23 protein-coding genes and 1 pseudogene are annotated in these 24,469 nt (G+C 70.2%); 7 read left to right on the top strand and 17 right to left on the bottom strand.

Going from position 1 to position 24,469, the window contains the following annotated elements:
* Positions 1–1,080, top strand: a pseudogene (locus tag GZ67_RS0108130) (hypothetical protein); the annotation flags it as partial.
* A 101-nt stretch (positions 1,081–1,181) separates the two neighbouring features.
* Here GZ67_RS0108130 and GZ67_RS0108125 read toward each other — a convergent pair.
* The 11 genes from GZ67_RS0108125 to hemE form a co-directional block, all read right to left on the bottom strand.
* The gene (locus tag GZ67_RS0108125) at positions 1,182–1,631 is read right to left on the bottom strand and encodes a hypothetical protein (protein WP_029261229.1); all 450 of its coding nucleotides are present in this window, start codon (positions 1,629–1,631) and stop codon (positions 1,182–1,184) included.
* A 121-nt stretch (positions 1,632–1,752) separates the two neighbouring features.
* Entirely contained in the window at positions 1,753–3,075 is a 1,323-nt protein-coding gene (gene hemL, locus GZ67_RS0108120) for a glutamate-1-semialdehyde 2,1-aminomutase (RefSeq protein ID WP_029261230.1), read from the bottom strand.
* A gap of 18 nt (positions 3,076–3,093) precedes the next feature.
* Positions 3,094–4,071, bottom strand: a complete 978-nt coding sequence (gene hemB / locus GZ67_RS0108115; protein WP_029261231.1) for a porphobilinogen synthase — start codon at positions 4,069–4,071, stop codon at positions 3,094–3,096.
* Positions 4,068–4,865, bottom strand: coding sequence for a uroporphyrinogen-III synthase (locus tag GZ67_RS0108110; RefSeq protein WP_029261232.1), 798 nt, complete (start codon positions 4,863–4,865; stop codon positions 4,068–4,070). Before GZ67_RS0108110 ends, hemB begins: the two co-directional genes overlap by 4 nt.
* 6 nt (positions 4,866–4,871) lie before the next feature.
* A complete protein-coding gene (gene hemC / locus GZ67_RS0108105; RefSeq protein ID WP_029261233.1) occupies positions 4,872–5,861 on the bottom strand; it encodes a hydroxymethylbilane synthase in 990 nt (329 codons plus the stop codon).
* Positions 5,862–5,866: 5 nt separating this feature from the next.
* Positions 5,867–6,547: a hydrogen peroxide-dependent heme synthase gene (gene hemQ / locus GZ67_RS0108100; RefSeq protein ID WP_029261234.1), complete on the bottom strand. Its 681-nt coding sequence runs from the start codon at positions 6,545–6,547 to the stop codon at positions 5,867–5,869.
* 80 nt (positions 6,548–6,627) lie between these two features.
* Positions 6,628–6,900, bottom strand: a complete 273-nt coding sequence (locus tag GZ67_RS0108095; RefSeq protein ID WP_029261235.1) for a hypothetical protein — start codon at positions 6,898–6,900, stop codon at positions 6,628–6,630.
* Positions 6,887–7,294 (bottom strand): phage holin family protein, encoded by a 408-nt coding sequence (locus GZ67_RS0108090; RefSeq protein WP_029261236.1) that lies wholly within the window; start codon positions 7,292–7,294, stop codon positions 6,887–6,889. The genes GZ67_RS0108095 and GZ67_RS0108090 overlap by 14 nt, the downstream gene beginning before the upstream one ends.
* A 1-nt stretch (position 7,295) precedes the next feature.
* Positions 7,296–7,748, bottom strand: a complete 453-nt coding sequence (locus GZ67_RS0108085; RefSeq protein WP_029261237.1) for a hypothetical protein — start codon at positions 7,746–7,748, stop codon at positions 7,296–7,298.
* Between the two features lie 150 nt (positions 7,749–7,898).
* Complete coding sequence (locus tag GZ67_RS0108080; RefSeq protein ID WP_029261238.1) at positions 7,899–9,467, bottom strand: protoporphyrinogen/coproporphyrinogen oxidase; 1,569 nt, start codon at positions 9,465–9,467, stop codon at positions 7,899–7,901.
* Between the two features lie 37 nt (positions 9,468–9,504).
* Entirely contained in the window at positions 9,505–10,527 is a 1,023-nt protein-coding gene (gene hemE, locus GZ67_RS0108075; RefSeq protein WP_029261239.1) for a uroporphyrinogen decarboxylase, read from the bottom strand.
* Between the two features lie 87 nt (positions 10,528–10,614).
* On the opposite strand from hemE, the gene GZ67_RS0108070 reads away from it, so the two are divergent.
* The 3 genes from GZ67_RS0108070 to GZ67_RS0108060 all read left to right on the top strand — a co-directional run bounded on the left by GZ67_RS0108070 (position 10,615) and on the right by GZ67_RS0108060 (position 13,035).
* Entirely contained in the window at positions 10,615–11,916 is a 1,302-nt protein-coding gene (locus tag GZ67_RS0108070) for a glutamyl-tRNA reductase (protein WP_029261240.1), read from the top strand.
* A 124-nt stretch (positions 11,917–12,040) separates the two neighbouring features.
* Positions 12,041–12,613, top strand: a complete 573-nt coding sequence (locus tag GZ67_RS0108065; protein WP_029261241.1) for an HhH-GPD-type base excision DNA repair protein — start codon at positions 12,041–12,043, stop codon at positions 12,611–12,613.
* Entirely contained in the window at positions 12,610–13,035 is a 426-nt protein-coding gene (locus GZ67_RS0108060; RefSeq protein WP_029261242.1) for a DUF1801 domain-containing protein, read from the top strand. The genes GZ67_RS0108065 and GZ67_RS0108060 overlap by 4 nt, the downstream gene beginning before the upstream one ends.
* Before the next feature lie 54 nt (positions 13,036–13,089).
* Here the strand turns inward: GZ67_RS0108060 and GZ67_RS0108055 are convergent, their stop codons facing one another.
* Positions 13,090–14,238 (bottom strand): epoxide hydrolase family protein, encoded by a 1,149-nt coding sequence (locus GZ67_RS0108055; RefSeq protein WP_029261243.1) that lies wholly within the window; start codon positions 14,236–14,238, stop codon positions 13,090–13,092.
* Positions 14,239–14,306: 68 nt separating this feature from the next.
* On the opposite strand from GZ67_RS0108055, the gene GZ67_RS0108050 reads away from it, so the two are divergent.
* A complete protein-coding gene (locus GZ67_RS0108050; protein WP_029261244.1) occupies positions 14,307–15,266 on the top strand; it encodes a helix-turn-helix transcriptional regulator in 960 nt (319 codons plus the stop codon).
* 48 nt (positions 15,267–15,314) lie between these two features.
* Here GZ67_RS0108050 and GZ67_RS0108045 read toward each other — a convergent pair whose 3' ends face one another.
* Positions 15,315–16,700 carry a glycine--tRNA ligase gene (locus GZ67_RS0108045; RefSeq protein WP_029261245.1) on the bottom strand — a complete coding sequence of 462 codons (1,386 nt, stop codon included), beginning with the start codon at positions 16,698–16,700 and terminating at the stop codon, positions 15,315–15,317.
* A 113-nt stretch (positions 16,701–16,813) separates the two neighbouring features.
* Between GZ67_RS0108045 and GZ67_RS0108040 the strand changes: the two genes are divergently transcribed.
* Positions 16,814–18,283 (top strand): peptide MFS transporter, encoded by a 1,470-nt coding sequence (locus tag GZ67_RS0108040; RefSeq protein WP_029261246.1) that lies wholly within the window; start codon positions 16,814–16,816, stop codon positions 18,281–18,283.
* 33 nt (positions 18,284–18,316) lie between these two features.
* Here GZ67_RS0108040 and GZ67_RS0108035 read toward each other — a convergent pair whose 3' ends face one another.
* The gene (locus tag GZ67_RS0108035) at positions 18,317–19,006 is read right to left on the bottom strand and encodes a GNAT family N-acetyltransferase (RefSeq protein WP_029261247.1); all 690 of its coding nucleotides are present in this window, start codon (positions 19,004–19,006) and stop codon (positions 18,317–18,319) included.
* Positions 19,007–19,105: 99 nt separating this feature from the next.
* Between GZ67_RS0108035 and GZ67_RS0108030 the strand changes: the two genes are divergently transcribed.
* A complete protein-coding gene (locus GZ67_RS0108030; protein WP_029261248.1) occupies positions 19,106–20,548 on the top strand; it encodes an MFS transporter in 1,443 nt (480 codons plus the stop codon).
* Between the two features lie 109 nt (positions 20,549–20,657).
* Here the strand turns inward: GZ67_RS0108030 and GZ67_RS0108025 are convergent, their stop codons facing one another.
* The 3 genes from GZ67_RS0108025 to GZ67_RS0108015 all read right to left on the bottom strand — a co-directional run bounded on the left by GZ67_RS0108025 (position 20,658) and on the right by GZ67_RS0108015 (position 24,381).
* A complete protein-coding gene (locus GZ67_RS0108025) occupies positions 20,658–21,620 on the bottom strand; it encodes a serine hydrolase (RefSeq protein ID WP_029261249.1) in 963 nt (320 codons plus the stop codon).
* 112 nt (positions 21,621–21,732) lie between these two features.
* Positions 21,733–23,697 (bottom strand): M13 family metallopeptidase, encoded by a 1,965-nt coding sequence (locus GZ67_RS0108020; RefSeq protein ID WP_029261250.1) that lies wholly within the window; start codon positions 23,695–23,697, stop codon positions 21,733–21,735.
* 135 nt (positions 23,698–23,832) lie between these two features.
* Entirely contained in the window at positions 23,833–24,381 is a 549-nt protein-coding gene (locus GZ67_RS0108015; protein WP_231481741.1) for a J-domain-containing protein, read from the bottom strand.
* Positions 24,382–24,469: the final 88 nt, after the last annotated feature.

Raw genomic sequence — 24,469 nt, 5'->3', positions numbered from 1 at the left:
CCCGCCGATGAGGCCGTGGCAGACGATCTCGCCGCGGCGGGCACCGCCCGCGCCGACGGCGACTCCGAGGAAGAGGCCGGCGACGAGCCTCCCACCGACGAGTCCGCCGAAGAAGTTCCCGCCGAAGAAACTCCCGCCGACGACGCGGAGAACGCCGCGCCCGTCGAGGCCGCCGACGGAGCGAGCGCGGACGAGGCCACCGCGGACGAGGCAACCGGCGACGAGGCGACCGGCGACGAGTCCGAATCCGAATCCGAATCCGAATCCGAATCCGAGACCACCGAGCCTCCGGCACGCTCCTTCGACGAGATCCTGTTCGGGGCGGCCGCTCCGGTCGCGGCCGACGCACCGACGTCCACCGACGAGGCACGTCACAGCGTCGCCGAGATCTTCGACACATCCGACGACGAGCACACCGCTGATGACTCTTCCGAGCAGCAGCCTGCCGACGTCGAAGCCACCGCCGACGGCGCGGCGGGTGCACCCGAAGCCACCGACGACGTGAGCACCGGCGACAGCCCGTCAGACGACGAGGGCACGCCGCTGGACGAGGATGCGTCCGAGGTCGAGCACACGGGTGTCGAGATCTTCGCCGATCTCGCTGACGCTTCCGATGCCGACCACGACGGCGCAGATGACGACACCGCGGACCGCGACGACTCGGACCACGACGACTCGGATGGCTCAGACGCCGACGAGGATCCGCGCTCCGCTGCCGTCAGCTCGATACTGGCCGCAGCCGCTCGCGCCTACTACGAGGACGAGCCGAAGGACTACCCCCTCAGCCCGGAATCGGCGGACGACGCCTCGACCGAGAGCGCGCACTGGAGCATCGCGTCCACCGGCGTCATCGACACCGTGCCGCTGGCCGCGTCCGATGAGGCGACCGACGACGAGTCCGCCCCGGAGGAGACTCCCGCCGAGGAGGCCGCATCCGCAGATGGTGAGTCGGACGCCGACGCCGATGACCAGTCCGGCAGCGACGAGCATCATGACGGTGATGAGCACGAAGGTGGCGAGAACCACGACGGCGATCAGCACCACGAGCACCACCACGACGGCGAGAACCACCACGGCTGACTCTCGTCGCCGATGAGAACCGAGAACGCCCTCCCGACCACATGGTCGCGGAGGGCGTTCCTCTGTTCGGTCAGGGGCGACCGCAGCCGTCGACGCCGTCGTCAGGCAGGTCGGGGACGGATGACCGGCCGACGACTGCCCTTCGGGACGGCGGTGGGCGAGGTCGCGACGATCTCCTCGACGTCTGCCGGCTCCGCGGACACATCGAGGCGCAACGCCTGAGTGAGCGCGAGCCCGTGCCGCGTGGTCAGGATCAGGCGGCGGTACTGCGCGTCGCCCTCGAGGTCGATCACGACGCTCGGGCGACGCTTGCGGATCAGCACGAAGTCCAGGCTGCCGGCCGCCTTCCAACTGCCGGCCGCGAGGATGCCGGGGATGTGCGTGCCGGGGTTCGGGACGCCCCGCAGCCACGTCCACGCGTCATCCGTGAGCTGGACCTTGGTGATGGTGTCGCGCGCGATGCGGACGTTCTCACGGTGGAAGGTGGCGGCCCGTTCGAGCGGCGAGAGCACGACTTCGAGTTGCGTCTGGTCCAGCAGCAACGTCACCATGCACTCAGTCTGCCAGCGCGGCCCTGCCAGTTGTCTGGAAGTTGCTCACAGGAACGCAACGATCCCTTGTCGATTGCCACCATCCGTCGCGGTTTCTCGCGGCCGGTTCGCCGAAATCGGGTCAGGGGCGCGCAGCAGCCGCGGCATCGGCGGCAACCGGGAGTGCCGCTTCGATGAGCTGAAGCTCCCGCTCGCCGTGCGCGGCCGTGAGGAACCAGGCCTCGAAGACACTCGGCGGTAGAGCGACACCCTGCTCCCGCAGGGAGTGGAAGAACGGGGCATAGCGGAACGACTCATGCGCCTGCGCCTCGGCATAGTTCCGCGGCTCGGACGCACGGAACGACGCGCTGAACAGGTTGCCGGCTCGCGCCACGGCATGCGTGACGCCGGCCGACGTGAGGGCGGCATCGAGGGCGGCCGACACCCGGGCGGATGCCGCATCCACCGTGGCGTACACCTCGGGGGTCGCGAGTCGCAACGTCGCCAGGCCCGCAGCGACCGACAACGGGTTCCCCGACAGGGTTCCCGCCTGGTAGACCGGGCCGAGAGGTGCGAGCAGGTCCATGACCTTGGCGCGACCGCCGAGCGCGGCCAGGGGCATGCCTCCACCGACGACCTTGCCGAAGGTGAAGATGTCGGGCAGATAGTCCTCGCCCGCCGCCGCCTGCAGACCCCAGAACCCCGCCGGGTGCACGCGGAAGCCCGTGAGCACCTCGTCGAGGATCATGAGGGCACCATGTGCGTGCGCGGTCTCCGCGATCAGGCGGTTGAAGCCGGGCAGGGGGGCGACGACTCCCATGTTCGCGGCCGACGCCTCGACGATCACCGCGGCGATGCGCGGGCCGTGCTCGGCGAACACCGCGGCCAGCGCCTCGGGGTCGTTGTAACCGATCACCAGGGTCTGCGCGGCGATCGGCGCAGGGACACCGGCCGAACCGGGGAGCGCCAGCGTCGCGACACCGGAGCCCGCCTCCGCGAGAAGCCCGTCGGAGTGACCGTGGTAGTGCCCGGCGAACTTCACGAGCAGGTCGCGACCGGTCGCGCCGCGCGCGAGGCGGATCGCCGTCATCGTCGCCTCGGTGCCGGTGGACACCAGACGCACACGTTCGATCGGACGGATCTCCCCGAAGCGGACACGGTCGGCGATGAGCGCCGCGAGCTCGACCTCGCCCTCGGTCGGGGCGCCGAACGAGAGTCCTCGAGCCGCGGCTTCCTGCACCGCAGCGACGATCTCCGGGTGCGCGTGCCCGAGGAGAGCGGGGCCCCAGGAGGCGACGAGGTCGACATACTCGCGCCCCGCGGCATCCGTCACGGTGGCGCCCTTCGCCGAAGCGAGGAATCGCGGCGTGCCTCCCACCGAGCCGTAGGCGCGCACGGGTGAGTTGACCCCACCCGGGATCACCGCGCGGGCAGCGGAGAACAGGTCGTCATTGCGGTCGGTCATGAGAGATCCTCGGAGGTATCAGTCGCGCAGCCAGCCGGCGGCCTCGGTCGCCCAGTAGGTCAGCACGGCATCGGCACCCGCGCGGCGGATGGAGAGCAGGGATTCGAGCACGGCGGCCCGGCGGTCGATCCAGCCGTTCGCGCCGGCGGCCTCGATCATCGCGTATTCGCCGGACACCTGGTACGCCCAGACCGGGATGCTCACGGTGTCGCGCACCTCGCGCAGCACGTCGAGGAAGGCCATCGCCGGCTTCACCATGACGATGTCGGCGCCCTCGGCCTCGTCGACGACGGCCTCGCGGACGCCCTCGCGCCGGTTGCCCGGATCGAGCTGGTACGTGCGACGGTCACCCTGGAGCTGAGAATCCACGGCCTCGCGGAAGGGGCCGTAGAAGGCGCTCGCATACTTGGCGGCGTAGGCGAGGAGGAGCGTGTCGGTGAAGCCCTCAGCATCGAGTGCCGCGCGGATCACCGCGACCTGGCCGTCCATCATCCCCGACAGGCCGAGCAGCTGGGATCCGGCACGCGCCTGGGCGAGAGCCATCGAGGCGTAGCGCTCGAGCGTCGCGTCGTTGTCCACGGAGCCGTCGGCCGCGAGCACGCCGCAGTGGCCGTGATCGGTGAATTCGTCCAGGCACAGGTCGGTCTGCACGACGAGCGCATCGCCGACCTCGGCGGCCAGCGCTTCGGTCGCGACGTTGAGGATGCCGCGCGGGTCGTCTGCTCCGGACCCGCGAGCGTCGCGAACCGACGGCACACCGAACAGCATCACGCCGCCGACGCCGGCCTCCGCCGCCTCGACGGCGGCAGCACGCAGCGAGTCGATCGAGTGCTGGGCGACCCCGGGCATCGAACCGATCTGCACCGGCTCCGCGATGCCTTCGCGGACGAAGAGGGGCAGGACGAGCTGTCGGGGCTGCAGCGAGGTCTCGCGCACGAGATCACGCACGGCTCGCGACTGACGCAGGCGCCTCAGTCGGACATCGGGGTAGCTCACGGCGCGAACTCGTCGGCCGCGTGCGGAAGCGTGAAGTGCGAGACCGCATCGATCAGCGCATCGATGGTCTGCCGGTCGGCGACCACCGACACCGGGAGGCCCGCACGCTGCGCATCGTTCGCGGTCCGTGGACCGATGGCGGCGAGCAGCGTCTCGTCGGGGATCTCCGGGAACTGCTCGCGCACCTGCTCGGCGACGGAGCCGCTCGTGATGAGGATCGCGTTGATCCGGCCGTTCTCGACGTCGCGGCGGATGCGCTCGGTCACCGGGACACCCACCGTGCGGTAGGCGACCACGCCGTGCACGTCGTGACCCGCCTCCGAGAGGAGCAGGCTGAGCACGGGCTTCGCGATCTCGCTGCGGAGCGCGAGGATGCGGCGCGGCTCCTGTTCGAGAGCGATGAGCTGCTGCGCCATGCCCTCGGCCGAGTTGTCCTGTTCGGGCACCAGCGTGACCTCGTAGCCGACCGCCTGCAGGGCGGCCGCGGTGGTCTCGCCCACGGCAGCGATCTTCGTCGACCGAGGGATGACGGCTCGATGCGCGAAGAGCACATCGACGGTCGTGGCGCTCGTGACGGTCAGCCAGTCGAACTCGCCCGCGGCCAGCTGCGCCAGCGCGGTGTCGAGCGTCGCCTGATCGGTGGTCGGCGCGAAGTTGATGAGCGGCGCGACGACGGGCACCGCGCCCAGTGCGCGCAGGCTCGCGGCGACGCTGTCGCCCCACGGCCCGCCACGCGGCACAAGAATGCGCCAGCCGTCCAGCGGTCGGTCCTGCTTGATTTCGGAAGTGGTCATGAGGGTTTATTGCTCTCGGGGTACGAGGCCGGCCGCCCCTTGATCGAGCAGCCGACGGGCAACAGTGAACCCGAGCTCGCGCGCTGCGTGCACCGGGTCTGCACCATCGGCAGCATCCGCTCCATTGCCACTGCCGTTCCGACGAATATACTCCCCGTTCAGGTCTTCGGTGACGTCGAGGCCGATCCGGCGCCCGCCGTCGACGGCGTAGACGACGGTCCTGACACGGATCGAGGACCCGTCGACCACGGCGTGAGCGGCCATCGGCGCCTGGCATCCCGCGTCGAGTCCTTCGAGGATCGCGCGCTCCACCGTGATGGCGAGTCGGGTGTCGAGGTCGTCGAGAGCGGCGAGCGCCGTGCGCAGCTCCTCCGGCGCGTCCTCCCGTGTTTCGACGGCGAGAGAACCCTGGCCCGGCGCGGTCGGCCACTCGGCGAGACCGAGCTCCTCGCGACGCAGCGGAGACTCCGCCCCGAGCCTCGAGAGCCCTGCCGCGGCGAGGATCACCGCGTCGAGCTCCCCGGTGGAGACCCGCGCCAGCCGGGAGTCGACGTTGCCGCGGATGTCGACGACTTCGGCGCCCGGCGCCCGCCTGCGCACCTGGGCGATGCGGCGCGGCGAGCCGGTGCCGACCGTGCTCCCGGAGCGCAGCTCGTGCAGCGGGATGCCGTCACGGGTGAGCACCACGTCACGCGGATCCTCCCGCTTCGGGGTCGCCGCGATCACGAGGCCGTCGGGGATCGCCGTCGGCAGATCCTTCAGGGAGTGCACCAGGAAGTCGCACTCCCCGGCGAGCAGGGCCTCGCGAAGTCGCGTGGCGAAGATGCCTTGGCCGCCGATCTCGGAGAGCGAGGCGCGGTTGGTGTCACCCTCGCTGGTGATCGGGACGAGCTCGACCCGGCGACCCGAGAGCTTCTCGAGGGCCGTGGCGACATGACCGGACTGCGCCTGCGCGAGCGCGCTGCGACGGGTGCCCAGACGGATGGGGGTGCTCATGGCGCTTACTGCAGAACGTCCGCGATCTCGTCGAACCGGAGTCTGCGCCCCGTGTAGAAGGGCACCTCCTCCTTCACGTACAGGCGGGCGTCGGTGTAGCGGAGGTCGCGCATCAGGTCGACGAGGTCGGTGAGCTCGTCGGCCTCGAGGGGCAGCAGCCACTCGTAGTCGCCGAGCGCGAACGAGGCGACCGTGTTGGCGAGGACGCCGGTGAACGCAGCGCCCTTGCGGCCGTGGTCGGCGAGCATCTTGCGACGCTCCTCCTCGGGGGCCAGGTACCACTCCGGCGTGCGCACGAACGGGTAGAGGCACAGCCAGTCCTTCGGCTCGACCCCGCGGAGGAAGCCGGGCACGTGGGCGCGGTTGAACTCGGCGTCGCGGTGCACGCCCATGACGTTCCACACCGGGAGGAGCGGGCGGAGCAGTTCGGTGCGGCGCAGGCGACGCAGCGCCTTCTGCAGCTCCTCGGCGGTCTCGCCGTGCAGCCAGACCATGAGATCGGCGTCGGCCTTGAGGCCGGAGACGTCGTAGAAGCCGCGGACGGTCACGCCGGAGTCCTCGACGTAGGAGACGATCGTCTCGAGCTCGGTCGACTCGGTCTCCGTCACAGGAACGTCGGGGTTTCGTCGCCAGACGGCCCAGAGGGTGAAGCCGGACGGGTTCTCATCGCGCTCTTCGGACATCATGCTCCCCAGTCTGCCTCGTTTGCGCAGGAGCCGCTAATCCCCCCGACCGGGGGAATCAGCGGCATCCTGGAATGCGGTCGTCAGCGTGAAATGGCGCGCGCGATCGCCCAGACCGCGCCCCCCACGACGGCTGCGATGCCGACGGTCGCGGCGATCGCGCCGAGCGGATTGCGGTCGGCGAAGACCCGGGCCTTCGCCGCAGCGCGGGTCGATGCCTTCTCGACACGGCGGGGGATGTTCCCCTTCACCTCGATGGCGGCCAGCGCCGCCTTCAGCTCGGCTCGAGCGGAGGTCACCGGGTCGACGATGCCTGCGGGGACGACGGTGCGCGGCAGGGACTCAGAATTCGTCATCGCCGGCCTCCTTCACGAGTCGGATGTCTTCGGCCACGGCCTGCGCCGGGTTCTGACGGCGGAGAACCTTGCGGAACTTCAGGATGCCCAGCAGCGCGAACAGCAGCACGGCGAGGATCAGGATGCCGAACACGACGATCGCCGACAGCCACACCGGCCACCAGGACGACAGCCCCGCGATCGCGAACACGAGGATCACCGGCACGGCCCAGAACAGGAAGAACAGCGCGACGACGAACCACACGGAACCGATGCCGGCATCCTTCGAGGTGCGCGAGACCCACGCCTTGGCGGCGTCGATCTCGGCCTTGACCAGATTCGTGACGAGTTCCGGAAGATCCCCGAGGAGGGTCAGCAGACTGTCGTCGGCACGATCTCGGTATCCGCGGGGCATGTCAGGCGCCGGTCTTCTTGGGTGCGGACTTCGAGGCAGTGGACTTGGAGGCCGTGGACTTGGAGGCAGTGGACTTCGACGCGGCCGGCTTCGACGCGGGCTTGCTCGTCTTGGCGGTCGCCTTCGCCGCCTCGACGGCCTCCTCGGTGGCCTCGGCCAGGTCTTCCGCCGCCTCGCGGCCGGTGGCGATGGCGGAGTCGAGCCGCTGTCCGGGTGTGCCGTTGCCCGTCACCGACTTGGCCACCTTGACGACGCCCGTCCAGAGGGCGCCCGGCACGGCCGCAGCCTTGTCACCGACGAAGCCCTTGACCTTGGACACCTGCTCCTGCACGGGATCGAGTTCCCACACCTTCAGCCACTGCGTCTTGATCTGCTCATAGCGCTCACGTCCGGCACGGGTGCCGAGGACGTAGCCCACGCCGAGTCCGACGACGAGTCCGATCTTCCCCTTCATGGGGTCTCCTCACCTAGTTCCGGTTGTCCGGCCTGCTTCGCCCGGCTTGGATGGCCCGCAGGCTTCCGCTCCCCGCGACCAGGCTCCCAGCGTAGCCCCGTATGCCGATTTCGGCATCTATGGGTCAGAGGGTTGACACAGAGCGCGCACTCACTCCCACAACAGGGCGCGGCGCAGGCGGTCGGCTTCGTCGCGCGCATCCGGGATCACCTGTGCGAGACCCGTGCCGGCGAGCCAGGCTCCCACCGCGGCGATGCCGGGGACGGCCTGGACCGCCGCGCGTGCCGCTGCGCGCCGTTCGCCGGAGCCGATGATCGACGCGGGCTGCGACTGCACGAACCGACCGCGGTGGGCGGCGATCACGGCTTCGGGGGCGAGCGCGACCCCGAGCATCGTGGCGGCTTCGGTCCGCGCGAGATCGGCGGCGGCCTCGTCGCTCAGCGCCGCCGTCGCGGCGGGCTCCCCCTGCGCTCCGAACGACACCCGGACGAGGTGTCGCCGACCTGCGGCTTCCCGCACCCAGGCCCACTTCGCGGTCGAGTGCGTGAGCGCCTTGGCCGTGTGGCTGTCGGGCACCGTGAGCACGCCGGTGCCGCGCGGCGCGGCATCCAGCGCGGGGGCGTCGAGCAGGAGCGTGACGATCTCGATCTCGGGCGACGCGGCGGCCTCGGCCTTCTTCAGCGCCGGCACCGCAGCGGAGAGGAGCGCGCGGGCGGCGGCCTCGGGCGTGGCGACGATGACCGCGTCGGCGGCGATCTCCTCGATCACGGGCTCGGCCTCGACCACCTCGGCCGCGTGCAGTTCGGCGACCACTGCATCAGCCTCTTCTGCGGCCGCCGGGGCGACCATCGGCACGGCCTCGGTCTCGACGTCCCAGCCCTTCGCGGTCTTGCGGAGGCCCCGCACGCGCACGCCCGTGCGCACCTCGGCCCCGAGACGGGTCAGGTCGTCGGCCAGCGCATCGACGAGCCCGCTCATCCCGCCGGACAGCCCCTCGACCGCGGCGCCGGGGGTCTTCGCCGCCGTGGCGACGCCGGCCTTCGCTGCGGCATCGTCCCGAAGGGTCTGCACCGCACCGGACAGCGACCCGACGCGGGTGAGCGCGGCGTTGAGGCCGGGAGCCGCGATGTCGATGTCGACGTCGTCGGGAGATGCGGAGTAGACGCCGGTGGTCACGGGAGCGACGAGGCGGTCCCGCACCTTCGATCCCATCCGCGAGGAGACCAGCTTGCCCAGGCTCAGCTGGTGGCCGATCGTGAGCGGGGGACGCACCCGGTCGAGGTAGGCGCGCCAGACGCCGGACCAGCCGAGGATGCGACGGACGTCGTCCTGGAAGGGGTTCGCGGGGATGCCGAGGATCCCGCCGACCGGCAGCGGTGCCGCGCCGACGCCAGGGATGCCCGCCAGCCATGCACCGCCCGGCCGCGGGGCGACGATACGGTCGGCCAGCCCCAGCTCCTCGACCAGTGCCCGCACCAGGCCGCCCCTGGTCGCGTAGCTCTCGGCGCCGGCATCCACCACGACTCCGTCGAGCTCGATCCGGCGGATCGCGCCACCCAGTTCGTCTGCGGCTTCGAGCAGCGTCACCCGCATGCCGACCTTGGCGCACTCGCGCGCGGCGACGAGTCCGCCGATGCCGCCGCCGATGACGACGACGTGCTTCTCCGCCGCGCGGGCGGCGAGGTCGGACGGCTCGGCGGAAGACGGCTCTGAGGTCATGCGGTCAATTCTCCCATCGGCCGTCTCGGCCTGAGCGTCAGACGGTGTGCGCGAGCTCGACGATGCGGGTGAGCTGGTCGGGGTCGGTCTCGGGCGGGACGCCGTGGCCGAGGTTGAGGACGTGTGCCCGGGCCGCGCGGCCGCGCGCGATCACGTCGCGCACGTGGGCCTCCAGCACGGGCCAGGGGGCGGAGAGAAGTGCGGGGTCGATGTTGCCCTGCACCGTGACATCCGGTCCGAGGATCGCGGCGGCCTCATCCAGCGGCTGACGCCAGTCGACGCCGACACCGTCGGCGATGCCGTCGAGGCGCATGTCGGCGAGGAACGGACCCGTGCCGACACCGAAGTGGATGGTCGGCAGGCCGATGCCCTCGAGTGCCGCGCGGGAGTGCGGGGCGACGAAGGCGCGGTAGTCCGCCGTGCTCAGCGAGCCGGCCCAGCTGTCGAAGAGCTGCACGACGGATGCCCCGGCATCGCGCTGGGTCTCGAGGAAGCGGCGCGAGACCTTCGCGAGCCATCCCGCGAGACGGTTCCACGAGTCGGGGTCGGAGTGCATCATCGCCCGTGCACGCAGGTGCTCCTTGGAGGGGCCGCCCTCGACGAGGTAGGCCGCGAGAGTGAAGGGAGCGCCCGCGAAGCCGATCAGCGGGGTGTCGCCGAGTTCGGCCGTGACCAGGCGCACGGCCTCCGCGATCGCCGTGCCGTCGAGGCCGTCGGGATCGATGTCCGTGATGCGATCGACGTCGGATGCGGTGCGCACCGGGTTCGCGAACACCGGCCCACGCCCCGGCTCGATCTCGACGTCGACCCCGGCGAGGCGCAGCGGGATGACGATGTCACTGAAGAAGACGGCCGCATCCACCCCGTGGCGGCGTACCGGCTGCAGCGTGATCTCGGCGGCGAGGTCGGGGGTGAGACAGGCGTCGAGCATCCGCGTCCCGACCCGCAGGTCGCGGTACTCCGGGAGCGACCTGCCGGCCTGCCGCATGAACCAGACCGGAGCGTGGGCGGGGCGGGAGCCTGCGAGGGCGCGCAGGAGCGGAGCATCGGAGAGGGCCATGCCCCCATCCTCCCATTCCGCCCTTATGCGGCCGCCGAGTTCGCCCGGTCGAATCCCGGTCGCCACGCTCTCCGGTACAATCGATCTGTGCTGCTGTGTGTGACGGCGAGTCACAAGACCGCCTCCTTCGAATTGCTCGAACGCCTGAGCCGCACCCCCGACGACGTCGCTCCCACCATCGTGGGTATGACGCCGTGCGTGCAGGGTGCCGTGGTCCTCGCGACGTGCAACCGGTTCGAGGCGTACGTGGAAATGGACGAACCGCTCACCGCGGCCGGCGCCATCGGGGTCGAAGCGGTCATCGAAGCGGTCGAATCCGCCACCGGCATCCCCGCCGCAGAACTCGACGGCGCCTACACCGTGCACTCGGGCCGCCGCGTCGCCGAGCACCTCTTCTCGGTCGCCTCCGGTCTCGAATCCGTCGTCTCCGGCGAGGGCGAGATCGCCGGTCAGGTGCGCCGCGCTCTGAAGTCCGCCCGCAAGGACGGCACCACCTCGCCCGAGCTCGAGCGCCTCTTCCAGCGCGCCAGCCAGGCGCAGCGCAAGGTCAAGAACGTCACCGCCCTCGGCCGCGCCGGCCGCTCTCTCGTGCGCCTCGCTCTCGAGCTGGCCGACAGCCGCATCGCGGATTGGTCCGCCGAGCGGGTGCTGCTGGTCGGCACCGGCGCCTACGCGGCGGTCACCCTCGCCACGCTGCGTGAGCGCGGCGCCGTCGACATCTCGGTGTACTCCCCCTCCGGCCGCGCCGCGGTGTTCGCCGCGAAGCACGGCATCCGTCCGGTCGCCGCCGACGAGTACGCCCGCACCGCCGCGCACTCAAGCCTGCTGATCACCTGCACCACGGCGACGGAGCCCGTTCTCGGCCCGGAGCACCTGCAGCTCCCGGTCGCCGCCGTCGCCGCGGGCTGCCCGGTCGGCGCCCACAGTCGGCTCGTGGTCGACCTCGGCATGCCGCGCAACGTCGACCCCGCCGTCGCCGCCCTCGAGGGTGTCGCCCTGCTCGACCTCGAGACCATCCGCCTGCACGCGCCACTCGAAGAGCTGCAGGCGACGGATGCCGCACGCAGCGTCGTCCGCGAGGCCGCGGAGACCTTCCATGTGGTGGGTTCCCGCCAGAGCGTGACCCCGTCGGTCGTGGCACTCCGCTCGCACATCTTCGAGCTGCTCGAGCGCGAGATCGACCGTGCCCGTGCGCGCGGCGATGAGGACGGCAAGGTGGAACAGGCTCTGCGTCACCTCTCGGGCGTGCTCCTGCACACGCCGACCGTGCGCGCTCACGAGCTCGCCGCCGCCGGCCGCGCCGACGAGTTCACCGCGGCGCTCGCCGCCCTGTACGGCATCGCACCCGAGGCCGACGCGTCTGCCGCGGACGACGCAGCCACCGCCTGACCCGCGCTCGCGCTCCCTTCGGCCTTTTCTGCACCTCCCTCGGCCGTTTCCCGCCCATACGGCCGAAGCACGCGCGATCGGCCGGTCGATGCGCGCCTCGACCGCAGGGTGGGACACTGGAGGCATGGCCCTTCACATCACCGGAGACACCGCCGCCGACGCCCTCCTGACCGACAATCCGCTCGCACTTCTGGTGGGGATGCTGCTGGATCAGCAGGTCCCCATGGAGACCGCGTTCGCCGGTCCCCTCAAGATCGAGCAGCGCACCGGAGCGGCGGATGCCGCGACCATCGCGCACATGGCTCCCGACGAGTTCCTCGAGGCTTTCCGACAGACCCCGGCCGTGCACCGCTTCCCCGGGTCGATGGCGACGCGCGTGCAGACGCTGTGCCAGACGCTCGTCGATGACTGGGACGGCGACGCCGCCGCCCTCTGGACCGAGGGCGATCCGGATGGACCCGAGGTGCTGAAGCGCCTGAAGGCCCTCCCCGGATTCGGCGAGCAGAAGGCGAAGATCTTCCTGGCTCTGCTGGGCAAGCAGTACGGCTTCACGGGCGAGGGCTGGCGCGAGGCCGCAGGTGCATACGGCGAAGACGGCTCGTACCGCAGTGTCGCCGACATCGTCTCTCCCGAGTCGCTCACGAAGGTGCGCGAGCACAAGAAGGCCATGAAGGCTGCGGCGAAAGAGTCGAAGTGAAGCCCACGGGGGATGACGTCGCGGGGCTCATCGCCCGCTCCTCCCCCGCCATCCGCCGCCGGGACGCCGAGACGCTGACCGCACTCATGCAGGAGATCACCGGCCGCGAGCCGCAGACCTGGGGCACCATCATCGGCTTCGGTTCGTGCCACTACCGCTACCCGACCGGCACCGAGGGCGACAGCGGACTGCTCGGCTTCGCACCCCGCAAGGCCGCGACCACGATCTACCTCTTCGACGGCGTCGGTGCCCACACCGAGGCACTCGCCGAGCTCGGCCCGCACACCACGGGCGTCGGATGCCTGTACATCAAGGACCTGGAGCAGGTCGACCTCGACGTGCTCCGCGGCATCCTCGAACGCTCGCTCGCGTGGGTCGAGGCGGGCGGCACCCCCGAGGTGCAGCTCACCGTCACCGGTTGACACGCGAGACCCGCCCGTGCGGCAGCGGCACGGACGGGTCTGCAGTGTGCGGGATCAGGCCTGCGCTGAGAAGAATGCGCGGATGTCGTCGGCCAGCAGGTCCGGACGCTCCAGGGCGGCGAAGTGTCCGCCCTCGTCGAAGCGGCTCCAGTGCACGATGTTCGTGTTGTCGCGCTCGGCGAAGACCCGGATCGTCTGGAAGTCGTCCGCGAACACGGCGACCCCGGTCCGTGCGGCATTGATCCGCGGCTCGGCGCCCTCTGCCGCGGCATCCGCCCTGGCGTTCTCCAGGTAGCTGCGGCTCATGCCCGAGGCCGCGTTCGCGAACCAGTTCACGCTGACCTCGAGCAGGATCCTCTCGAGCGGCACGAGAGACGTGCCGTTGCCGAACGAGTTGAACAGCTCGCTGTAGGCGAGCAGCCCGACCGGGGAGTCGCTGAGCCCCACCGACACGGTCTGCGGGCGCGAGGCGTTCATCGTGTTGTACCCGCCGACGGACTGGAACCACTGCATGTGCTCGAGGCCGGCGTAGTCCGCAGGCTCCAGCTTCTCGAACTCCGCCGGGTCGCCCGAGGGGAAGGAGAACAGCTGCAGCACGTGGAGTCCGAGGAAGCCTGCGGGCTCGAGCAGCCCCAGCTCACGGGCCACCATCGCGCCGTTGTCGGAGCCGTGGATGCCGTAGCTGTCGTAGCCGAGCCCGCGCATGAGGCGGTCGTAGGCGGCGGCGACCCGACCGACCGTCCAGCCCGTCGAGGCCAGAGGCTGCGAGAAACCGTAGCCCGGAGCATCCGGGATCACGACGTCGAAGGCGTCTTCGGCACGGCCGCCGTGAGCCACCGGGTCGACGAGCCGGTCGATCAGGTCGAGGTAGTCGACCGACGAACCGGGGTAGGTGTGCGCGAGGAGCAGCGGCGTCGCACCCTCGTGAGCCGAGCGCACGTGGAGGAAGTGGATGGTCTGGCCGTCGATCTCGGTGGTGAAGTGCGGGACCGCGTTGATCCGCTCCTGGGCCGCAGCCCAGTCGAAGTCTCGCCAGGCGGCGACGGCCTCGCGCAGGTAGGAGTTGGGGGCGCCGGCATCCCAGTCGTCCGTCGGCGACGGCTGCGGAAGACGGGTGCGGGCGAGGCGATCCTGGAGATCGGCGACCTCGGTGGCGGAGACCGAGACGGTGAAGGGGCGGAAGGCGAGCGTCGTGTTTTCCATATCTCGAAGGTAGAAGGGCATTAGGTTGGATTCGTTCCTAATAAACAAATCACTTGCGAGGAGTTCCGATGGCCGACCCGACCGCTCGTCTGCTCGCGTTGCTGGCCCTCTTGCAGACCGGTCCGGAGCGCTCCGGAAGCGACCTCGCGTCGCGTCTCGGCGTCTCGGCGCGTACCGTGCGACACGACATCGAGCGGCTGCGCGACCTCGGCTATCCCGTCGACGCCACGCGAGGGTCCGTCGGCGGCTACCGGCTCGGTGCAGGAGGAAAGCTGCCGCCCCTGCTGCTCGACGACGAGGAGGCGGTGGCCGTCACCGTCGGTCTCCGCGCGGCGGCCGGGATCACGGGCATCGCCGAGTCGGGCGCCAGGGCACTCGCCAAGCTCGAGCAGGTGTTGCCGTCGCATCTGCGCCCCACGGTCGACGCCCTCCGCTCGAGCGTCGACCGCGCCCCCGAGAACAACGACACCGACGCCCCGGACCCCGAGGTCGACGCCGCCGCACTGCAGGCCATCGCGAGCGCGATCCGCAACGGGGAATGGCTGCGCTTCGACTACGACGGAACGCCCGTGCTGGTCGAGCCGTACCGGCTGCTCACGTGGGTGCGGCGGTGGTACCTCGTGGCCCGCGATCCGCAGACCGACGAATGGGGAACTTACCGCGTCGACTGGATGGAGCTGCGGATGCCGACGCATCGCCGCTTCGATCCGCAGCCCCTCCCCGGCGGCGACTACACGGCGTTCGCGATGCGGACCATCGCGGTGAGCGGCTGGAAGGTGCACGCCCGACTGCGGATCGACGCACCCGCCGAGGCCGTGCTCGACCGGATCCATGCCGCGGTCGGCGTGGTCGAACCGGTCGACGACGAGCACTGCATCCTCGTCACGGGTGCGGACAGCCTCGACACCGTCGCCGCCTACATCGGGATGCTGATGATGGACTTCACGGTCGAGAGTCCGCCCGAGCTGCTCCCGCGGCTGCAGCTGCTCTCCGAGCGGTATGCGCGGGCGGTCGCCGGGAGCGCTTGAAAGACCCCGCCGGCCACTCGGGCCGACGGGGTCTTGATCGCGGGAACCTCAGGCGCCGCGCAGACGCTCCGCGAGGTACGCGTGCAGCTCGTCGATCGAGACGCGCTCCTGCGCCATGGTGTCGCGGTCGCGCACCGTGACGGCGCGGTCGTCGAGCGAGTCGAAGTCGACCGTGACGCAGAACGGGGTGCCGATCTCGTCCTGGCGACGGTAGCGGCGACCGATCGCACCCGCGTCGTCGAAGTCGACGGCCCAGGAGCTGCGGAGCGTGTCGGCGACCTCGCGGGCGAGCGGCGACAGCTTCTCGTTGCGCGACAGCGGCAGCACGGCGGCCTTGACCGGGGCGAGGCGCGGGTCGAGCTTGAGCACCGTGCGCACGTCGGTGCCGCCCTTGGCGTTGGGCACCTGCTCCTCGCGGTACGCGTCGACGAGGAACGCCATCATGGCGCGGGTGAGACCGAACGACGGCTCGATCACGTACGGGGTGTAGCGCTCCCCGGTGGCCTGGTCGAAGTACGTCAGGCTCTGGCCCGACGCCTCGCTGTGGCTGGAGAGGTCGTAGTCGGTGCGGTTGGCGACGCCCATGAGCTCGCCCCACTCCTTGCCCGCGAACCCGAACTTGTACTCGACGTCGATCGTGCCCGCCGAGTAGTGGGCGCGGTCGTCTTCGGGCACGTCGAACTGACGCATGTTCTCCGGGTCGATGCCCAGGTCGATGAACCAGTTCCAGCAGGCCTCGACCCAGTGCTCGAACCACTCCTGCGCCTCGGCCGGGGGCGTGAAGAACTCGATCTCCATCTGCTCGAACTCGCGGGTGCGGAAGATGAAGTTGCCGGGGGTGATCTCGTTGCGGAACGCCTTGCCGACCTGGCCGATGCCGAACGGCGGCTTCTTGCGGCTCGCGGTGAGCACGTTCGAGAAGTTCACGAAGATGCCCTGCGCCGTCTCGGGGCGCAGGAAGTACAGACCCGACTCGTCGTCGACGACACCCAGATAGGTCTTCACCAGGCCGGAGAAAGCCTTCGGCTCGGTGTACTGCCCCTTGGTGCCGCAGTTCGGGCAGGGGATGTCGGCGAGACCGTTCTCGGCCTTGCGGCCCTTGCGCGCCTCGAAGTCCTCGATGAGGTTGTCGGCGCGGAAGCGCTTGTGGCACTGCAGGCACTCGACCAGCGGATCGGTGAACGTGGCGACGTGACCCGACGCCTCCCACACGCGCTTGGGGAGGATGATGCTGGAGTCGAGGCCGACCATGTCGCCGCGGCCGCGGACGAAGGTCTGCCACCACTGGCGGCGGATGTTCTCCTTGAGCTCCGTACCGAGGGGCCCGTAGTCCCAGGCCGATCGAGAACCGCCGTAGATCTCACCCGCTTGGAACACGAACCCGCGGTGGCGGGCGAGGGCGATGACCTTGTCGAGGCGGGACTGTTCGGCCATGGTGGCTCCAATGGTCGGATGCGGGAGAAGACCCGTGAACACGGGCAACTCATTCTATCCGTCGTCCCGCGCGGGACCTGGCCCCTCGGCCCACCGCGGAGTACCGTCCTGGGATGAGCACTTCTGCGCGCACTCGGCGGACCCGCGACGAAGACACCCGCTTCTTCGGCCAACCCTGGGCGCTCGTGCACATCTTCGGCGTGGAGATGTGGGAGCGGTTCAGCTTCTACGGCATGCAGGGCATCCTGCTCATCTACCTGTACTTCGAGATGACCGAGGGTGGCCTCGGCATCCCCAAGGCGGTCGCGGGCGGCATCGTGGGCGCGTACGGAGGGTCGGTCTACCTGTCGACGATCCTCGGGGCCTGGCTCGCCGACCGCCTGTTCGGCGCGGAGCGGGTGCTGTTCGTGAGCGCGATGGTGATCGTGGCGGGCCACCTCGCCCTGGCGTTGCTGCCCGGGGCGGTCGGCGTCGGCGTCGGCCTCGTGCTCGTGGCACTCGGATCCGGCGGACTCAAGGCGAACGCCACATCGGTCGTCGGCAGCCTCTACAGCGCCGACGACCCGCGCCGGGATGCCGGCTTCTCGCTCTTCTACCTGGGCATCAACCTCGGCGCGTTCCTGGGACCGATCCTCACCGGCATCCTGCAGTCCTCGCTCGGCTTCCACTACGGCTTCGGACTTGCGGCCATCGGGATGACGCTCGGGCTCATCCAGTACTCGTTCGGCCGCAAGGCGCTGCCCGCCTCGGCGCGGGAGGTGCCGAACCCCCTCCCGAAGTCCCGCTATCCGCTGGTCGGACTCATCGCGGCCGCCGCGATCGTGCTCATCGCCGTCCTCGTGCTCACCGGCGTGATCCGCCCCGACAACCTCGCCACCCTGGTGATCGGTGTCACGATCGTCGCCGCGATCACCTACTTCTCCGTGATCCTCGGCAGCCGTCGCATCGACGCCACCGAACGATCGCGGGTGTGGGCGTTCCTGCCGCTGTTCATCACGAGCGTCGCGTTCTGGTCGCTGTATCAGCAGCAGTTCACGGTGCTGACGATCTACTCCGACCAGCGTCTGAACCGCAACCTGTTCGGCTGGGAGATGCCCGTCTCCTGGGTGCAGTCGATCAACCCGGTCTTCATCATCATCCTGTCCGGTGTCTTCGCCGCGATCTGGACGAAGCTCGGAAAGCGTCAGCCTTCGACGCCCGTGAAGTTCGCGCTCGCGGCGATCATCATGGGATCGGCGTTCCTGCTCTTCCTGCCGTTCGCCGGCGGCGGGGAGAACTCCACGCCGCTGCTGGCGATCGTCGGGATCCTCTTCGTGTTCACGGTGGCGGAGCTGCTCATCTCGCCGGTCGGCCTGTCGGCTGCCACGAAGCTCGCACCTGGCGTGTTCCGCACGCAGATGGTCGCGCTGTTCTTCCTGTCGATCGCGCTCGGGACGGCGATCTCCGGATGGCTCGTGCAGTTCTACAACCCCGACGACGAGGTGCCCTTCTTCTCGATCCTCGGGGGGATCGCCATCGTCGTCGGCATCGGACTGCTGCTGAGCGTCAAGCCCGTGCTGAAGCTCATGCGCGGGGTGCGCTGAGCGCGCCCCGCATCGGCGATCCGGCCGCCCGGCTCAGGCGGTGAAGAGGTAGCCGCGCGCGTTGTCGTAGCCGGCGATGGTCAGGCCGCTGCCGAGCAGCCCCTCCATCTGCGCGCGCAGGCGCAGCCGCCACTCGTGGGCGGCCGCCGGGTCGGAGACGCGCATCGCCTCGATGTCGGCGGGGATCTCGAGGGTCTCGACCACCGCGTCGTCGGCCGGGGGCTTGGCGATGTCGGCGAGCGCCCACTCGACGTCCAGCCGGTCGCTCTCGTCACCCGCGTCGCCGCCGCCGAAGATGCCGTAGCGGTTCACGGAGTAGCCGGTCGCACGGGCGCCCAGCACCGAGAAGAAGAAGTGCGCGTTGCGCGCCACGAGCGGGTCGAACACCCAGGTGATGCGTCCGACGTCGCGCGAGAACGCCCACTGACGCTGGTGCTCCTTGAGCTCGCGACCCCAGCCGCGCCCACGGTACTCCGGCAGCAGCGCCGTGATGTGCGAGTGCATCGCACGTCGGGCGGGCTCGCCGAAGAAGGCGATGGAGGCGCCGACCATGCGCTCCTCGTCGCCCTCGCCGTCGAAGAAGCCGACGACGTAGTTGCCCGACTGCTGCAGGGCGCGCAGGGTGCCGGCATCCACCACGCGCTGCGGACCCCGGATGGAGTCGAGCAGGCCCTGCGCGTCGAGGATGAGTTCAACGGTGTCGAGATCGCGGATGGTTCGCACGCACCCAGTCTGCCCCTCCTGGGCCCGTTCGAGGAAACGGAGCCCGGATCGGACCTCTCCGACGGCCCCGCACCGTCGGATCGCCGATAGCCTGAGCCGGTGGGTGCGAACGACGACAGAGCCAGGAAGCGCCTCTCCCGAACCCCGCCGAAGTGGGCGATCGTCGCGGTCCTCGCCTTCGCGGGTCTCTGCTCGTCGTTCATGTTCACGCTCGTCGTGCCGTTGCAGGCCGAGCTGCCGCAACTGCTGAACGCGTCCCGCGAGGACACCACCTGGGTCGTCACGATCACGCTGCTGGTGGCCGCGGTCGCCACGCCGATCTCGGGCCGACTGGGCGACATGTACGGCAAACGCCGCGTCGTGATCGTGCTGCTCGCGATCCTGATCCTCGGCTCCGTGATCGCCGCGGTCTCCGGCTCGATCATCGGCGTGATCATCGGGCGCGCACTCCAGGGCGCCGTGACGGGCGTGGTCCCCCTCGGCATCGCGATCATGCGCGACGTGCTGCCGACCGAGCGGCTCGGCACCGCGGTCGCCCTTATGAGCGCGACCATGGGCGTCGGCGGCGCGATCGGCATGCCCGTCGCCGCTCTCCTCGCCCAGAACGCCGACTGGCACATGCTGTTCTGGCTCGCGGCCGCGCTCGGCGTCGTCGGACTGCTGCTCGTGCTGGCCGTGATCCCCGAGGATGTGCTCCGCTCCCCCGGGCGCCTCGATGTGCTCGGCGCCATCGGGCTGGCCATCGGCCTCACCGGCATCTTGCTCTTCGTCTCCCGGGGTGCGCAGTGGGGCTGGACCTCACCCCTCACACTGGTCTGCATCATCGGCGGGCTGGCCGTGCTGCTGGTGTGGGGCTGGTACCAGCTGCGCACGAAGGACCCGCTGCTCGACCTGCGGGTGGCGGCGCGCCCCGCCGTGCTGTTCACCAACATCGCCGCGATCGGCATGGGGTTCGCACTGTTCGCCTCGAACGTGACGTTCCCGCAGCTGCTCGAGATGCCCGCGGTCGGCGGCGCCGGATTCGGGCTCGACATGCTCGCGGCGTCCCTCGTGATCATGCCCGCCGGCCTCGTGATGATGGTGATCTCACCGCTCTCCGGCTGGCTCGAGCGCACGGTCGGACCGCGGCCGCTGTTCACCGTCGGCGCCGGCGCGATCGTGCTCGCCTACGTGTTCGTCCTGCTGTGGTCTTCCGAGGTGTGGCACATCTTCGTCGCCAACATCTTCATCGGAGTCGGCATCGGCTTCACCTTCGCCGCGATGCCCATGATCATCATGCGGTCGGTGCCGGCGAACGAGACCGGCGCCTCGAACGGCCTGAACGCCCTGTTCCGCTCGGTCGGCACCTCGAGCGCCTCGGCCGTCATGGGCGGGGTGCTCGCGGCGATGAGCATCGACGTCGACGGTGTCGCGGTTCCGACCCGCGCCGCGTTCGAGGTGTGCTTCTGGCTCGCGATCGCCGCCGGCATCATCGCGGTCGTGCTGTCGCTCTTCATCCCGAAGCAGCGCAGCTCCGAGCAGCATCCGTCCCTGCCCGGCTGAGTTCCCCTCCCCGCGCCGTCAGCGGGAGATCGTGCGCGGGTCCGGGTCGCCGGGGCGCGGCGGTCGCAGCCGGTCCGGGGTCGGCCACGCCAACGACACGGAACCGTTCTCAGTGCGTGTACTCCATGAGCTCGACGCCGAGCACCCGGAAGGCGTCGTGCGCGCGCAGCCGGTGCGTGATGGAGAGGTCGTCGAAGCAGACGATGAGCGAGTAGGCGACGCCGGCACGGGGTCCCGCCAGCACTCCCGCCTCGGCGCGGACACCACGATCGCGGCCGGTCTTGTTCACGAACAGCAGACCGTGCGCATCGTGATCGTGCGAGAACGGGTCGAGGCCGGTGGACGCCGCGACCAGACTCAGGTCCTGGTTCAGGCTCAGCCACTCCGACACCTGCGCGCTGACCGCGGCGTCGACGACCTGCGAGTTCACCAGGGCCGAGAACAGCCCGGCGAGCTCCCGAGCGGATCCCACGGCGACCTGCGGGGCGTCGTCCGGACCGCGGCGGTCACGGAACCGGTCGAGCAGGGCCGTACGGCGCAGCCCGAGCGACTCGATGCGCTCGCGCACCCGGTCATGTCCGACCTTCTGCAGCAGGGCGTTCACGGCGATCGGATCGCCGGCTGTCGCGGCCAGCACGGCGAGATCCTCGAGCGGCAGCGCCGGAGCGTGCAGATGCCGCCACAGGCCGGAGGTCTCCACGGCCTCGACACTGTCCCGCTCAATGATCTCGAACGGATCGAGCGCTCCACTCTGGAAACCGGCGGCCACCTCGATCAGCAGTGGGACGACGCCGAGACCCGCGACGGGCATGGTCACGTGATCGTCGCCGGCCAGCACGTGCACATGATTGTCGAGGTCGACGACGTGCACCGACACCTGAGCGCCGGAATCGACCAACCCCTCGAGCGACCGCAGGGTGGCCGTGAAGGAGCGGCGCCCGAGCGCGGCGCGGCGCGGGAGGCGACGACTGGTCCGCTGGGAGCGACGGCCCGCAGAAGACTCCGGCGCACCGCCGACAGACTCCGGGGCCGAGGAGTTGCGGAACCCTTCACCAGGCTCGAGAGCGCCCACGCGTGATCCTTACGAGGGGGGGATTTGCGGGATACCGCGGGGAAGCGCTCCCCAGCGGCAGGGCTATCGTAACCCCACCGCCGGGGGATGCATCACAGAGTCAGACGATTGGTCACCAGATGGTCACACGCGACGACTCGGGGAGCCACAGGGCGTCTTCCTCGCCCACGCCGAACGCCTCGTAGAACGCGTCGATGTTGCGCACGATCTGGTTGCAGCGGAACTCGTTCGGCGAGTGCGGATCGATGGTCAGCAGCCGCAGCGTCTCGGCGTCGCGGCTCTTCTGCTGCCACACCTGCGCCCACGAGAGCAGCAGGCGCTGCACGCCCGTGTACCCGTCGATGACCGGGGCCTCCGCGCCGCCGAGCGAGAGCTCGTAGGCCTTGAGCGCGATGCCGAGGCCGCCGAGGTCGCCGATGTTCTCACCGATCGTGAGGGCGCCGTTGACGTGGTGCTCAGCGTCGAGCCCTTCGGGGACGAGCGCGTCGTACTGCGCGATGAGCGCCTTGGTGCGTTCCTCGAAGGCCGAACGGTCGGCGTCGGTCCACCAGTCCTGGAGTCGGCCGTCGCCGTCGTAGCGGCTGCCCTGGTCGTCGAAGCCGTGACCGATCTCGTGCCCGATGACCGCGCCGATCCCGCCGTAGTTCGCGGCGGCGTCGCGGCTCGCGTCGAAGAACGGGTACTGCAGGATGGCCGCAGGGAACACGATCTCGTTCATGGACGGGTTGTAGTACGCGTTGACCATCTGCGGCGGCATGTGCCATTCGAGGCGGTCGATGGGCTTGCCGACCTTGTCGACGTGGCGGTCGTGCTCGAAGATCGACGCCCGGCGCACGTTGCCGAACAGGTCGGTGCGGTCGATCTCCAGGCTCGAGTAGTCGCGCCACACCTCGGGGTGGCCGATCTTGGGCGTGAAGGAGTCGAGCTTGGCGAGCGCGCGCTCCCGGGTCTCGGCGGTCATCCACTCGAGATCGGTGATGCTCTGGCGATACGCCTCGATCAGGTGGGCGACCAGCTCGTCCATCGCGGCCTTCGCCGTCGGCGGGTAGTGCCGCTCGACGTAGACCTTGCCGATCGCCTCGCCGAGCGCGCCCTCGGTCAGAGAGACGCCGCGCTTCCAGCGCTCGCGGATCGTCGGCACGCCGGTGAGCTCGGTGCCGTAGAACGAGAAGTTCTCCTGCACCAGGTCGTCGGTGAGGTACGGAGCCGCCGCGTGCACGACCTTGGCCCGCAGCCACGCCTTCCAGTCGTCGAGCCGCTCGGGCGTGAGGAGCGAGCCGAGTCCCTCGAAGAAGCTGGGCTGCGAGACGACGACCTCGTCGAAGGCCGCCGGGTTCGACGGCGACACCGCTTCGCGCCACGGAGCCAGGTCGACGCCCGCGAGCTCCTGCAGCTCGTCCCAGGTCTTGAGGTTGTAGGTCGCCACGGCGTCGCGGCTGCGCACGTTGTCCCAGTGGTGCCCGGCGAGCTCGGTCTCGAGCGCGATCGCCCGGTCGGCGTTCGCCGCGGCATCCGGAACACCGGCAAGGTCGAGCAGCCGTTCGAGGTGTGCGCGATAGGCGGCCCGGGTGTCGGCGAACGTGTCGAGCCGGAAGTAGCTCTCATCCGGCAGGGACAGCCCGGCCTGCATGAGCACGGGCAGGTAGCGCTCCGGGTCGCCCGGGTCGCCGTCGACGTACATGCCGATCACGGCCGCGCGACCGTCGCGGTCGTAGGCGCCCACCGTGCGCAGGAACGCCGGGATGCCGTCGATGGCGTCGACCTCGGCGAGGGTCTCCACCAGCGGAGAGAGACCGGCGGCATCGATGCGCTCGGTGTCCATGAAGCTCGCGAACAGGTCGCCGATCTTGCGGGCGAGCGTGCCCTCCTCGGCATCCTGCGACTCCTCGATGATCGCCCGCACGTCTTTCTCGGCCTGCTCGGCGAGAAGATGGAACGAGCCCCACCGCGCCTTGTCGCCGGGGATCTCGGTGCGCGAGAGCCAGGCGCCGTTCACGTGACGATAGAGGTCGTCCTGCGGGCGGATGTCGGAGCTGAACTCATCAAGGGCGAGGCCCACGGGAAGAACGTCAGTCATGCGCACCAGCCTATGACCCGCCTCGGACGTCAGGCCGATTCGCTGCACCATCTTCGGCCGATCGCGCTTCGTTCGGCCAGACTCGCGGCATCCGGCCGAACGAGGCGCATTTCACCGCGGGAAGCGCAGCGGACTTCAGCGGCGTCGCCGACCGAAGCGTCGGCGGCGCGGCTCCGGCACCGGCGCGGCCGCGGGCCTCACCGCCCGACGCTCCGCCCAGGCCACCACCTCGGCGTCGACATCCCTCGGTTCGGTCACGACGGGAGGTCCGCCCTGGAGCTGGCGACGCGCCTCGCGCACGCGCTTGTTGAAGTCCTCGAGCACGTCACGCACGTCCGACTCGCGGCCGAGCAGGTCGAGCTGGTCGTTGAGCTCCCGGTCCTCGGTGCGCAGCAGGATGGCGGGCGGGCCGAGTCCGGTGAGGTTCTCGGTCTCGATCTTGCGGCGTATCCACCAGTCCGGGTCGTGGTGGGTGCCGAGTCCCTCCAGCGGTTTGCCCGCGCCGGGAAGATCGTCGAACTCGCCGCGACGGATCGCCACCTGGATCGCCGTCTCGATGAAGGCGGCCCTGTCGACGGCGGCACCGGCTCCCGGCGGGGCGCCCGACTCCTCATCGCCGTCCGCGGTCTCGGCCTGCTGCTGCTGCGCGCGGTAGCGCGCCGCAGCTTCTCGGGGATCCGTCATGATGCACCTCCGCGGCATCCGATTCCCTCCCACCCTATGACGGCTCTCGGGGGCGCGGACGGACGAGGTCGGCGCCAGGTCATAGGCT

Origin of the sequence: Microbacterium sp. Cr-K20 (assembly GCF_000708325.1) — a bacterium.
Classification (GTDB): domain Bacteria; phylum Actinomycetota; class Actinomycetes; order Actinomycetales; family Microbacteriaceae; genus Microbacterium.
Note: the sequence above shows the minus strand (reverse complement) of the source record. Positions and strands in the feature narration are given on the sequence as shown.